The sequence below is a fragment of the Streptomyces sp. NBC_00045 genome, from assembly GCF_045041095.1.
GTDB lineage: Bacteria > Actinomycetota > Actinomycetes > Streptomycetales > Streptomycetaceae > Streptomyces.
The window spans coordinates 1,858,541-1,869,861 of sequence record NZ_CP108271.1; the positions used below are offsets into that span (position 1 = coordinate 1,858,541).

Sequence of the window (11,321 nt, forward strand, 5' to 3'; positions counted from 1 at the left end):
CAACTGCGTTCGGGACGACCGTCCCTGGCGGGACGTCAGTGCTCGGCGCCACCCTGGAGCTTCTGCCCCCTGAGCAGGAACCAGGCCGCGACCGCCGTGGCCAGCAGGACGGCCGCACCCACGCCGGAGGCGAACCGCAGGCCGTCCACGAAGGCGTCCTGGGCGGCGGCGACCATGGTGTGCGCGGTCGCCGGGTCCACGGCCTTCGCCGCTTCGACGGCGCCGCCCAGCGATTCGTGCGCGGCGTCGGCGACCGGGGCGGGGACCGAGGCCGGGGCGGTGAAGCCCTGGTAGACGCCGGTGACGATGGAGCCGAGCAGGGCGATGCCGAGGGCCGCGCCGAGCTCGTACGCCGTCTCGGAGACGGCCGAGGCCGAACCGGCCTGCTCCTTGGGGACACTGGAGAGGATCACGTCGGCGGTGACGGTGAAGGAGAAGCCGGCGCCGAGGCCGACGACCAGCAGGGCCGCGCCGAGCAGCGGGTAGCCGCTCTCCTTGTGGATCAGGGTGAGCGCGCCGAGCGCGAGCCCGATGGCCGCGAGGCCGCCGGTCACGATCGACCGCACCGAGTACCGGCGGGCGTACCGGCCGGCGACCAGGCCGGTGACCACCGCGCCGATGGCGGCGGGCAGTTCGGCCAGGCCGGCCTCCAGCGGGTCACGGCCCTGGACGAGCTGGAGGAACTGGGAGAGGAAGAAGACGAGGCCGGAGAGGCCGAAGACGGTCAGCAGGTCGGCGAGGACCGCGCCGGAGAAGCCGCGGTGCTTGAAGAGCCGCATGTCCAGCAGCGGCGACGGCAGGCTGAACTGGCGGCGGACGAAGGCGTACAGGCACGCGGCGCCGAGGGCTGCGGCGGCTGCGACGCCCCAAGTCACGCCGTGGGTGGCGACTTCCTTGACGGCGTAGACGACGCCGATGACGCCGACGAGCGAGAGGACGACGCTGACCAGGTCCCAGGGGCCGGCGACCGGGTTCTTGGACTCGGGCAGGAGCTTGATGCCGACGAGGACCAGGGCGACCATCACGGGCAGGTTGATGAGGAAGACCGAACCCCACCAGAAGTGCTGGAGCAGGGCTCCGCCGACGACGGGTCCGATGGCCGCGCCGGCCGAGGCGGTGGCGCCCCAGATGCCGATGGCGAGGCTGCGCTCCTTGGGGTCGTGGAATATGTTCCGGATCAGCGCGAGGGTCGACGGCATCAGCGTCGCGCCGGCCACACCGAGCAGGGCCCGGGCCACGATCATCATCTCGGGGCTGGTGGCGTAGGCGTTGAGGACGGAAACGGCGCCGAACGCGGTCGCGCCGACCAGGAGCAGCTTCTTGCGGCCGATGCGGTCGCCGAGGGAGCCCATGGAGACGAGCAGGCCGGCGATGACGAACGAGTAGATGTCGCCGATCCACAGCAGCTGGGTGCCGGACGGCTTGAGGTCCTCGCTGAGGGAGGGTGTGGCGAGACCGAGTACGGTGGCGTCCACCGCGACCAGCAGGACGGCCAGGACGAGTACGGAGAGCGCCAGCCAGCGCCCCCTGCTCCCCCTGCCCGTGATCGCCTCCGTCCCCTTCTCCCGGGTCAGCTGTGCGTTGCGGCTCATTTCTCCACGCTCCGTCGTGCGCCACCGAGCAGCAGCTCGATGATCATGTATTGGAAGTCTTTCGCGGCGACCCGGCCGTCCATGACGGCCCAGGCGCAGGTGCCGATGAGGCCGTAGAGGGCCTCGGTGAGCCAGGCGGGGCTCAGGTCGATCCGGATGTCACCCTCCTCCTGGCCGCGCCGGAAGAGCGCGCTGACGCGGGCGTCGAGCCGGGCCCATCCCTCGTTGACCTGGTCGCCCTCGAAGAGCTGGTTCTCGGTGACGAGGAAGGCCAGCAGCTGGGCGTCGCGCTCGGACTCGGCGACCAGCCGGCGCAGCGCCTCGACGGCCGTGCCCTCGTCGAGCCGGGCCTTGTCGAAGGCTGCTTCGAACTGGCGGATGCCGAGTTCTTCAAGGGCCCGTACGAGGGCGTCGCGCCCGGCGAAGTGCCGGTGGAGGGTCGCGCGGCCGATGCCTGCGGCGCGGGCGACCTCGTCCATCGTGGCGGTCGATTTGCGGGAGAGCAGGGCTGCGGCGTCGCGGAGCACCTGGTCACGATCCATGGCCATGAGACAAACATACCCCGAATGAGACGTTCATGTCTCATTTGAAATTGAGGTGCCCCCCAGCGCCCGGAACGGAAGGCTGACGAGATGACGCCCAAGCCCTTGCTGCTGATCGACGTGGACGGCCCACTGAACCCCTACGCGGCCCAGGCCCAGCGCCGCCCGCAGGGGTACTCCACCCACCGGATGCGCCCGACGGGCTGGACGGAAGCGGAGAGCCGCAAACCGCTTCGGGTCTGGCTGAACCACGCCCACGGCGCGGAGCTGCTCGCCCTGGCGCGCTCGTACGAGCTGGTCTGGGCGACCACCTGGAAGGACGAGGCGAACGACTGGATAGGCCCGCAGCTCGGCCTGCCGAGGCTCCCGTACATCGACTGGCCGCAGATGCACGGGCGCTCCCCGCGGGGCACCTTCTGGAAGACCCAGTACGTCCTGGAGTACGCGGGCGCACGGGAGTTCGCCTGGATCGACGACGACATCACGGCGCCGGACCGGGAGTTCGTGGACCAGCGGCATCCGGCGCGGGCGCTGCTGATGCGCATCGACGAACAGATCGGCCTGACCCGGACGGACTTCGACGCACTGGCGCGCTGGGCGGTGTAACGGGCACACTCCCAGGGGCATTTAGCATGGGCATGCCACCCCCACTTTCCGGCCGACCTGCCGTTCCGACGAAAGCGACCCATGCACATCCAGCGGATCCGGCGGATCCGGCGCGCCCTCGCCACGACCGCCGCCCTCGCCTGCCTCACCACACTGTCCGCCTGCAAGGAGGGCGGGGGCGCCGCCCGCCCGGCGGCGCCCGCCGCCTCCCCCGCCGCCGGCCCGCTCGCCGAGGCGCAGCGGTACGTACGGCAGTACACCTCCTGCGAGGAGCTGAGCGCGGCGGCCGACGACCCGCGGCTGCCGTCGGACGACCCGACCGAGGCCGGACAGTGGTCCGTGACCGAGCGCGGCGTCTGCAGCGACAAACCCGAGCACGGTGAGATCGTCCTCTCCGTCCCTTCGGACATGAAGGAGTTCCAGACCCGCTACAAGCAGTACGTCATGGACAAGATCGCCGGTGGCGACGGCGGCTACGGCCTCGAAAGCCGCGTCCTGGTCGGCAAGGGCTTCGTCGCCACGCCGACGCGGACGAAGACGGCCCTGGCCCTCGTCCGGTCCGAACTGCGCGTCCTGACCTGCAATCCCACGTTTCCGGTGCCCAAGGGCTACAAGCGGGAGAAAGCACTGGTCGAGGGCTGCGTGCTCAGCGACTTCGTGGGCAGCTCGGACGGCTCGGGCAGCCCGAACCTTGAGACCCCGCAGGACCCGGCGGGCAGCGGCGCCAGCGGGAAGCCGGGGCAGCCGGCCCAGGGCAGCCTCGGCTTGCCGCGCGCGGCAAGCATCGCCGAACTGAAGACGCTCGTGGGTTCCAGCGTGGACTGCACGCACTTCTCCACCGACCCCGCCACGGTGGCGATCGAGTCGATCGACTACGCGCCAGTGGTCACGGGCGATCCGCTCGGCTGGGGGGTCACGGGGCGCGCCCTGTGCGGGGAGCCGGCGGGCGCCCAGCGCGCGCACGACCTGAACTGGCTCGACACCGTCGGTGACATGAAGAAGATGCAGACCAAGGCGAAGGCCGCCCAGCTGGCCGACCTGAAGGACGACGGCAAGCTGCGGGCCACCGCGAGCCTGCTGCTGGTCGGCGAGAACATCGCGGTGGAAACCAACGATCCGGATGTCCGGTTCGGCCTGTACCAGCAGCAGTTCCTGTACCTGAACTGCCTGCCCGGCTTCTCCGCCCCGGCCGGGTACCGGCTGGAGAAGTCCAAGGTCGACGGCTGCGTGCTGACCAACTACGAGCCCGAGCACCCGGTGCGCTGAGCAGGCACGACGAAGGGGCGGCCGGAGCCTGGGCTCCGGCCGCCCCTTCGCGCTGCCGCTGCGTGCGGGGGTACAGAGGCCCGGGCCCCGGAGGGGTCGCGGGCGTGCGGGCCGCAAGGCCGCGGACGTTCGGGGCAGTGCCGTGCGGCTACTGCTTGTGGGTGGCCCAGGCGTGCTGGATGACCAGGTCGGCCTTGAGTTCGGCGAGCTGCTTGGCGACCGCCGAGGGGGCGGTGCCGCCGCGGCCGTTGCGCGAGGCCAGGGCGCCCGGCACGTTGAGCACGGTCCGCACCTCGGGCGTCAGGTGCGCGGAGATCTTCGCGAACTGCTCGTCCGTGAGCTCGTCCAGCTCGATGCCGAGGGCTTCGCACTCCTTGACGCACTCGCCGGCCACCTCGTGCGCGACGCGGAACGGCACGCCCTGCTTGACCAGCCACTCGGCGATGTCCGTGGCCAGCGAGAACCCGGCCGGGGCCAGCTCCTCCATCCGCTCCCGGTTGACCGTGAGCGTGGCCATCATCCCGGTGAAGGCCGGGAGCAGGACCTCCAGCGTGTCGCAGGAGTCGAAGACCGGCTCCTTGTCCTCCTGGAGGTCGCGGTTGTACGCGAGCGGGAGGGCCTTGAGGGTGGCCAGCAGGCCCGTGAGGTTGCCGATCAGCCGGCCCGACTTGCCGCGCGCCAGTTCCGCGATGTCCGGGTTCTTCTTCTGCGGCATGATCGACGACCCGGTCGAGAAGGCGTCGTGCAGGGTCACGAAGGAGAACTCCTTCGTGTTCCAGATGATGATCTCCTCCGCGATCCGCGACAGGTTGATCCCGATCATCGCGGTGATGAAGGCGAACTCGGCAACGAAGTCGCGGGAGGCCGTGCCGTCGATCGAGTTGCCGACCGAGCCGCGCTCGAAGCCCAGGTCGGCGGCGACCGCCTCCGGGTCCAGGCCCAGCGAGGAGCCGGCCAGCGCGCCCGAACCGTACGGGGAGACCGCGGTCCGGGTGTCCCACTGCCGCAGCCGCTCCGCGTCCCGGGACAGCGACTGCACGTGGGCCAGTACGTGGTGGGCGAAGAGCACCGGCTGCGCGTGCTGGAGGTGGGTCCGCCCGGGCATGGCCACGTCGTGGTGGGTCTCGGCGAGGCCGACCAGCGCGTCCTGGAGGTCCGCGATCAGGCCGCCGACGATCCGGGCGTGGTCGCGCAGGTACATCCGGAAGAGGGTGGCCACCTGGTCGTTGCGGGAGCGGCCGGCGCGCAGTTTGCCGCCGAGCTCGGCGCCGAGCCGTTCCAGCAGGCCCCGTTCCAGGGCGGTGTGCACGTCCTCGTCGGCGATGGTGCCGGTGAAGGAGCCGTCGGCGACGTCGGCTTCGAGCTGGTCCAGGCCCGCGATCATGCGGTCGAGTTCGTCCGCGGTGAGCAGGCCCGCCTTGGCGAGCACCCGGGCGTGGGCGCGGGATCCGGCGATGTCGTACGGCGCGAGCCGCCAGTCGAAGTGGACGGACGCGGACAGCAGGGCCAGCGCCTCCGAAGGGCCGTCGGCGAACCGGCCGCCCCAGAGCCGGACGTCACCACCGTTGTTGCTGCTCACAGCTACTGCTCCTCAAGACTGCATCTGCATGGCTTTGGATGTTTCACATGGCTTTGGATGTGCAACTGCCTCCCCGTCGCGGAGGAAACGGGGAGACGGTCGGGTGCCGCCGGCCGTCAGGCGAGGTCGCGGCGGGCCGCGATCTTGGACGAGAGGCCGAAGATCTCGATGAAGCCCTGCGCCTTGGACTGGTCGAAGGTGTCGCCCGAGTCATAGGTCGCCAGGTTGAAGTCGTACAGCGACTGCTCCGACCTGCGGCCGGTGACCACGGCGCGGCCGCCGTGCAGGGTCATTCGGATGTCGCCCGTGACGTGCTGGTTCGCCTCGTCGAGGAAGCCGTCCAGGGCCCGCTTGAGCGGGGAGAACCACAGGCCGTCGTAGACCAGTTCGCCCCAGCGCTGCTCGACCTGCCGCTTGTAACGGGCCAGCTCGCGCTCGACGGTGACGTTCTCCAGCTCCTGGTGCGCGGTGATCAGTGCGATCGCGCCGGGGGCCTCGTACACCTCGCGGGACTTGATGCCGACGAGACGGTCCTCGACCATGTCGATCCGGCCGACGCCCTGGGCGCCCGCCCGCTCGTTGAGCTGCTGGATCGCCTGGAGCACGGTGACGGGCCCGCCGTCGATCGCGACCGGGACGCCCTCCTTGAAGGAGATGACGACCTCGTCGGCGCCGCGGGGCTCCGCAGGATCGGCGGTGTACTCGTAGACGTCCTCGATCGGCGCGTTCCAGATGTCCTCCAGGAAGCCCGTCTCGACGGCGCGCCCGAAGACGTTCTGGTCGATGGAGTACGGGGACTTCCTGGTGGTCGCGATCGGGAGGCCCTTCTCCTCGCAGAAGGCGATCGCCTTGTCCCGGGTCATCGCGTAGTCGCGCACCGGGGCGATGCACGTCAGGTCGGGGCCGAGGGCGGCTATGCCGGCTTCGAAGCGGACCTGGTCGTTGCCCTTGCCGGTGCAGCCGTGGGCGACCGTCGTGGCGCCGTGCTTGCGGGCGGCGGCGACCAGGTGCTTGACGATGGCCGGTCGGGAGAGGGCGGAGACCAGCGGGTAGCGGTCCATGTAGAGGGCGTTCGCCTTGATCGCCGGGAGGCAGTACTCGTCGGCGAACTCGTCCCTGGCGTCCGCGACCTCGGCCTCGACGGCGCCGCAGGCGAGCGCGCGCTCGCGGATGACGTCCAGGTCCTCGCCGCCCTGGCCGACGTCCACGGCAACGGCGATGACCTCGGCGCCCGTCTCCTCGGCGATCCAGCCGATGGCGACGGAGGTGTCCAGTCCGCCCGAGTAGGCGAGTACGACGCGCTCGGTCACGGGCTCCTCCTTACCTACATCACCGCGGTACGTCCAACGATAGGCATAACTATGCACTGCTCTGTATGTTTCGTCAATCGTGGCTCGGTGAGCGTCGCTGACCAGCAGGAATATCCAGGGCGCGGTCCGTGTCGGCCGCATACGATCAGCCGGCAGGGTGATCCGGGGAGGAAACATGAGGGGCCCACGACAGGACGCGCACGCGGGCAGAGCCGCGGCGCAGGCCATGCTGGACGGGGACCACGTCCGCGCCGCGCGCCTGCTCGTCCCGCGCGGACCGGAGGCCTGGATCGCCTTCGACGAGGAAGTGCGGCGCCTCCACTCCAGGTCGTACGGGGCCCTGCGGAGCGACCGGATCGAAGGCCGGCTGTGCGACGTCGACGGGCGGATCCGCGCGTCCGCGCTGGCCGCCTGGCGGGTCCCGCCCCTGCAGCTCGTGCTGATCCGGTGCGCCGACTGGGCCGCGCCGGTACGCGAGCGCGCCCGGCGGGTGCTCGGCAGGATGGTGGCCAAGAACCCCGAAGCCATACTCGCCTTCCTCGTCCCGTTCGCCCTCCGGCTGGGCCGGCGCGAGCACGGCGGCTGGGCGGTGGAGCAGCTGGAGGCCGCGCTGAGCGGCCGGTACTCCCTCCTCGCCGCGTGGTGGCGCCCCGGGCGGCCCTCGACGACGTGGAGCTGGAGCTCGCTGACCGACGAGCAGAGCGCCCGCGTCCTGGAGGACCTGCGCACGGCGAAGGACCTGCCGACCCGGCGGTTCGCCGCCCGCCTCACCCTCGCCACGCAGCGGACGGACGTACGGGAACTCGCCCGGCGGGCCGCCGCGGAACACGACCCGCTGACGGCCCGGATGTGGAGCGACGCTGCGCTGGCGGCGATGGCCGCCGACGGGCCGGACGACGCGGCGGTCGACACCCTGCTCGCCAGCCGCGTTCCGATGGTCCGGGCCGCCGGGGTCACCGCCCTGCGCCGGGCCGGGCGGGCGGCGCAGGCCGCGGACCACCTCACCGACCGGTCCGGCACGGTCCGGGCCTGCGCCCGGTGGCTCCTGCGGCAGGACGGCGGCGACCCGTACGCGCACTACCGCGGGCTGCTCGCGGACCCGGAGCGCGTGAGCGGGCACGCGGTGACCGGGTTCTCCGAGTGCGCCCGGCGCTCCGACGCGCCGCTGCTGCACGCCCTGCTGGACCACCCCGCCGACGCGGTACGGGCCGCCGCCCTGGCCGGGCTGCGCCGGCTCGACGCCACCCCCGAGGACGCGGTGCTACTGCCTCTGCTGGAGGACCCGTCGGCGTCCGTGGCCCGCGAGGCCTCGCTGTGCCTGCGTCCCGTCGCCCGGCGGTTGGACCCGGTGTGGCTGGCCCTCCGTACCGCCCCGGAGCAGCCCCCGCACACACGGCGCGCCGCGTTCCACCTGATGCTCGCCCGGGGCGGGGCCGCAGCGTCGCTGGCCTCCGCGACCCTGTTGGCGGACCCGGACCCGGCCCTGCGTGCACTCGCGTCGCACTCGGCGCTCGCCGCAGCACGACGGCGCACGGAATCCTCCAGCATGAACCGGCCACCGCGCGGTCGATAATCGGATCATGGGAAAACTTCACGAACGTATCGACGGTCGGCTGCGCACGTTCATCGAGGAGCAGCCGGTCTTCTTCACGGCCACCGCGCCGCTCGCCGGTGACGGCCACGTCAACCTGTCTCCCAAGGGTCGCGCGGGAACCCTCGTCGTCATCGACGAGCAGACCCTGGCCTATCTGGACTTCGGCGGCAGCGGCGCCGAAACCATCGCCCACGTCCGCGAGAACGGCCGGATCACGCTGATGTGGTGCGCGTTCAGCGGCCCGCCGAACATCGTGCGCATCCACGGCGAGGGCGAGGCCGTCTTCCGCGACGACCCGCGCTGGGGCGAGCTGATCGCCCTGTTCGGGTCGGCCGACGGGCCCGCCGCGCGGGCGGTCATCGTGGTCCGGGCCCGCCGGATCGCCGATGTGTGCGGGTACGCCGTCCCCTTCATGGAGTACCAGGGGGAGCGCACCCTGCACGCCGAGTACTTCGGCCGCAAGACGGACGAGGAGTTCGGCGAGTACTGCGAGAAGAAGGTCGCAGTGAGCGTCGACGGCCTGCCTGCGCTGCCCGTGCCCCTTCCACCCCGTACGGTCTGACATGTGCTGCGTACCGCTCTCGTCACCGGCTCACTGATCGTCACCAGCCTGCTCGCGCAGGGCCCGTACGGGCCCGCGCCGCTGCCGGCCCGGCTGTCCGACACGGGCGGCGGCAGTCAGCTGATCACCGCCGTCGCGCCCGCGCCCGGCTCCACCACGGGGCGGGTGACCTGGTGGGACCGGTGGGCGGGGCATTGGTACGAAGCCGGTAGCGCCGAGGCGCGCTTCGGCGCGAACGGCCTGACCGAGGGCGCGACCCGCACCCAGGGCACGAACACGACGCCGACGGGCCTGTACGACCTCCCGTACGCCTTCGGGATCCACCGCGCACCCGCCGGGACGCGGTTGCGGTACCGGAAGGTGACGGACCGCTCGTGGTGGTGCCAGGACAACGCCTCGGGCAGCTACAACCGCTGGGTGGAGCCGCTGCCCGCGGACTGCGCACCGGGCGAGGCGGAGCACCTGGTGGCGTACGAGGAGCAGTACGCGCACGCGCTGGTCGTCGGCTTCAACTACGATCAGCCGGTGCACGGCCGGGGCGCGGGCATCTTCCTGCACGTCAACGGCAAGGGTGCGACGGCCGGTTGCGTGTCCGTGCCGGAGCGGGCGATGCGGGCGATCCTGCGCTGGGCCGAACCGGGCCGCCGCCCGCACATCGCGATCGGCACCCGGGAGGGGGCCCTCGCCGTGACCCGCTACTAGCGGGGGTGCGGGATCCCGGGCGGCGAAAGGGGCTCGTCGGCGGCCTCGGCCGTCTCGTCGGCGGCGGCCACGTACCGGTACGCGTCCGGACCCAGGTCCCAGTGTTCCTCCAGGTCGAGTCCGCCCCACTCGTCGGGTTCATCGTCCTCGTCCACGCCCCCGTCGAGGCCCCGCCAGCGGGTCCGGTCCCCCTTGCTCAGGAGCAACCGGCGCCGCTGCTCCCCGTCCAGCGCGGCCTGTGCGGGATGCGTCTGTTCGCGGAGGCGTTGGTCCAGTGGGTTCTTGCCGGCCGTACGGTCCCGGATCCCCTTCGCCACCGCCTCGGCCCGCCAGAGCGCCGCCAGGCACAGGGCGGTCACCACCGTCGCGCCCCATTCCAGAACGCCCTGGTGGTGGGCCGCCAGGACCACGATGCCCGCCCCGACCCAGACCATCAGCAGCAGCACGAGACCCGTGCAGCTGGTGCAGGACCGGACGCAGCCGTCCGCGGGCTGCGCAGTCCGGGGTGTCGCCGGCAGGCGGGCGTCCTGCTCGGCGCGGTGGGCGGCGGTCGCCTCCCGGTACGCCTCGTCGCCCCGTTCGATCCAGCCGAGCGAGACCGGTACCGGATCGTGTCGGCGCACGGCGGCCAGCAGGGCGGCGGGCACCGGGTGCGCCGGTGCCCGGTCGGGCTCGTGTCCGGCGCCGGCGAGCCACACCGCGCCCTCGGCGTCGACGTCGACGTACCGGTCGAGCAGCAGCTCGGCGGCCGCGGCCTCGGTCACCTCGTTCTTCAGCGAGGCGACGTGGTACGGGTCCAGGTCCAGCGCGTCGACGAGCGCGACGGCCTCCCGGTGGATCCGAGACCCGCGCCGGCCGCGCAGGCCGATGACCGCGTACACGGCGGCGGTGACGGCCGATACGACTGCGGCCAGGGCGAGTTCGTGCACGCCCCGACGCTACGTCCGCCGACGTCGGACCCGACATCGGATTTCCCGGGCCGCAGTGGACACCGGTGCGGCTCAGCCCTCCTTCTGCGCCAGGCGCAGCAGGTGGTCCGCGAGGGCCTGGCCGCCCGACGGGTCGCGGCTGATCAACATCAGCGTGTCGTCTCCGGCGATCGTGCCGAGGATCTCGCGGAGTTCGGCCTGGTCGATCGCCGAGGCGAGGAACTGGGCCGCGCCGGGCGGGGTGCGCAGGACCACGAGGTTCGCGGAGGCCTCCGCCGAGATCAGCAGTTCACCGGAGAGGCGCCGCATGCGCTCCTCCTTCGCCGACTCGCCGAGCGGGGCCTGCGGGGTGCGGAATCCGCCCTCGCTGGGCACCGCGTAGATCAGCTCGCCGCCGGTGTTGCGGATCTTCACCGCGCCGAGCTCGTCGAGGTCGCGGGAGAGCGTCGCCTGGGTGACGCTCAGCCCGTCGTCGGCGAGCAGCTTGGCCAGCTGGCTCTGCGAGCGGACCGGCTGCCGGTTGAGGATGTCCACGATCCGGCGGTGGCGGGCGGTGCGGGTCTGCGGAACCGAAGGCCCTCCCCCGGAGTCGTTCCGGGGGGAGCCCCACTGCTCGTGGTCCTGCGCCTGGCTCATCGT

General features: G+C 72.0%; 11 protein-coding genes. 5 read left to right on the top strand and 6 right to left on the bottom strand.

Annotation, left to right across the window (positions count from 1 at the left end):
* Positions 1 to 35: 35 nt before the first annotated feature.
* Together OHA65_RS08835 and OHA65_RS08840 are read right to left on the bottom strand one after the other, a co-directional pair.
* Positions 36 to 1,592 carry an MFS transporter gene (locus tag OHA65_RS08835; protein WP_327282577.1) on the bottom strand — a complete coding sequence of 519 codons (1,557 nt, stop codon included), beginning with the start codon at positions 1,590 to 1,592 and terminating at the stop codon, positions 36 to 38.
* On the bottom strand, positions 1,589 to 2,140 hold the full coding sequence (locus OHA65_RS08840) for a helix-turn-helix domain-containing protein (RefSeq protein ID WP_327282578.1): 552 nt from the start codon (positions 2,138 to 2,140) through the stop codon (positions 1,589 to 1,591). The genes OHA65_RS08835 and OHA65_RS08840 overlap by 4 nt, the downstream gene beginning before the upstream one ends.
* An 84-nt stretch (positions 2,141 to 2,224) precedes the next feature.
* On the opposite strand from OHA65_RS08840, the gene OHA65_RS08845 reads away from it, so the two are divergent.
* Entirely contained in the window at positions 2,225 to 2,740 is a 516-nt protein-coding gene (locus OHA65_RS08845) for an HAD domain-containing protein (protein ID WP_327282579.1), read from the top strand.
* Between the two features lie 81 nt (positions 2,741 to 2,821).
* On the top strand, positions 2,822 to 4,006 hold the full coding sequence (locus OHA65_RS08850) for a hypothetical protein (protein ID WP_327282580.1): 1,185 nt from the start codon (positions 2,822 to 2,824) through the stop codon (positions 4,004 to 4,006).
* Positions 4,007 to 4,154: 148 nt separating this feature from the next.
* Here OHA65_RS08850 and argH read toward each other — a convergent pair whose 3' ends face one another.
* Positions 4,155 to 5,585: an argininosuccinate lyase gene (gene argH, locus OHA65_RS08855; RefSeq protein ID WP_327282581.1), complete on the bottom strand. Its 1,431-nt coding sequence runs from the start codon at positions 5,583 to 5,585 to the stop codon at positions 4,155 to 4,157.
* Between the two features lie 116 nt (positions 5,586 to 5,701).
* The gene (locus tag OHA65_RS08860; protein ID WP_327282582.1) at positions 5,702 to 6,895 is read right to left on the bottom strand and encodes an argininosuccinate synthase; all 1,194 of its coding nucleotides are present in this window, start codon (positions 6,893 to 6,895) and stop codon (positions 5,702 to 5,704) included.
* A 175-nt stretch (positions 6,896 to 7,070) separates the two neighbouring features.
* Here OHA65_RS08860 and OHA65_RS08865 point away from each other — a divergent pair, with 175 nt between their 5' ends.
* The 3 genes from OHA65_RS08865 to OHA65_RS08875 are packed head-to-tail and all read left to right on the top strand — an operon-like array spanning position 7,071 to position 9,753.
* Positions 7,071 to 8,468 (top strand): hypothetical protein, encoded by a 1,398-nt coding sequence (locus OHA65_RS08865; RefSeq protein WP_371646348.1) that lies wholly within the window; start codon positions 7,071 to 7,073, stop codon positions 8,466 to 8,468.
* Between the two features lie 7 nt (positions 8,469 to 8,475).
* Positions 8,476 to 9,051: a pyridoxamine 5'-phosphate oxidase family protein gene (locus OHA65_RS08870; RefSeq protein ID WP_327282584.1), complete on the top strand. Its 576-nt coding sequence runs from the start codon at positions 8,476 to 8,478 to the stop codon at positions 9,049 to 9,051.
* 6 nt (positions 9,052 to 9,057) lie between these two features.
* Positions 9,058 to 9,753 carry a L,D-transpeptidase gene (locus OHA65_RS08875; protein ID WP_371646794.1) on the top strand — a complete coding sequence of 232 codons (696 nt, stop codon included), beginning with the start codon at positions 9,058 to 9,060 and terminating at the stop codon, positions 9,751 to 9,753.
* Here the strand turns inward: OHA65_RS08875 and OHA65_RS08880 are convergent.
* Both OHA65_RS08880 and OHA65_RS08885 read right to left on the bottom strand, forming a co-directional pair.
* On the bottom strand, positions 9,750 to 10,682 hold the full coding sequence (locus tag OHA65_RS08880; protein WP_328762207.1) for a hypothetical protein: 933 nt from the start codon (positions 10,680 to 10,682) through the stop codon (positions 9,750 to 9,752). The two genes, OHA65_RS08875 and OHA65_RS08880, sit on opposite strands and share 4 nt — an antisense overlap.
* Before the next feature lie 72 nt (positions 10,683 to 10,754).
* Positions 10,755 to 11,318 carry an arginine repressor gene (locus OHA65_RS08885; RefSeq protein WP_327282586.1) on the bottom strand — a complete coding sequence of 188 codons (564 nt, stop codon included), beginning with the start codon at positions 11,316 to 11,318 and terminating at the stop codon, positions 10,755 to 10,757.
* Between the last annotated feature and the right edge of the window lie 3 nt (positions 11,319 to 11,321).

Bases quoted from the DNA above. Each gene is read 5' to 3' on its own strand.
- OHA65_RS08835 (WP_327282577.1), bottom strand. From the start codon at position 1,592: ATGAGCCGCAACGCACAGCTGACCCGGGAGAAGGGGACGGAGGCGATC.
- OHA65_RS08840 (WP_327282578.1), bottom strand. From the start codon at position 2,140: ATGGCCATGGATCGTGACCAGGTGCTCCGCGACGCCGCAGCCCTGCTC.
- OHA65_RS08845 (WP_327282579.1), top strand. From the start codon at position 2,225: ATGACGCCCAAGCCCTTGCTGCTGATCGACGTGGACGGCCCACTGAAC.
- OHA65_RS08850 (WP_327282580.1), top strand. From the start codon at position 2,822: ATGCACATCCAGCGGATCCGGCGGATCCGGCGCGCCCTCGCCACGACC.
- OHA65_RS08865 (WP_371646348.1), top strand. From the start codon at position 7,071: ATGAGGGGCCCACGACAGGACGCGCACGCGGGCAGAGCCGCGGCGCAG.
- OHA65_RS08870 (WP_327282584.1), top strand. From the start codon at position 8,476: ATGGGAAAACTTCACGAACGTATCGACGGTCGGCTGCGCACGTTCATC.
- OHA65_RS08885 (WP_327282586.1), bottom strand. From the start codon at position 11,318: ATGAGCCAGGCGCAGGACCACGAGCAGTGGGGCTCCCCCCGGAACGAC.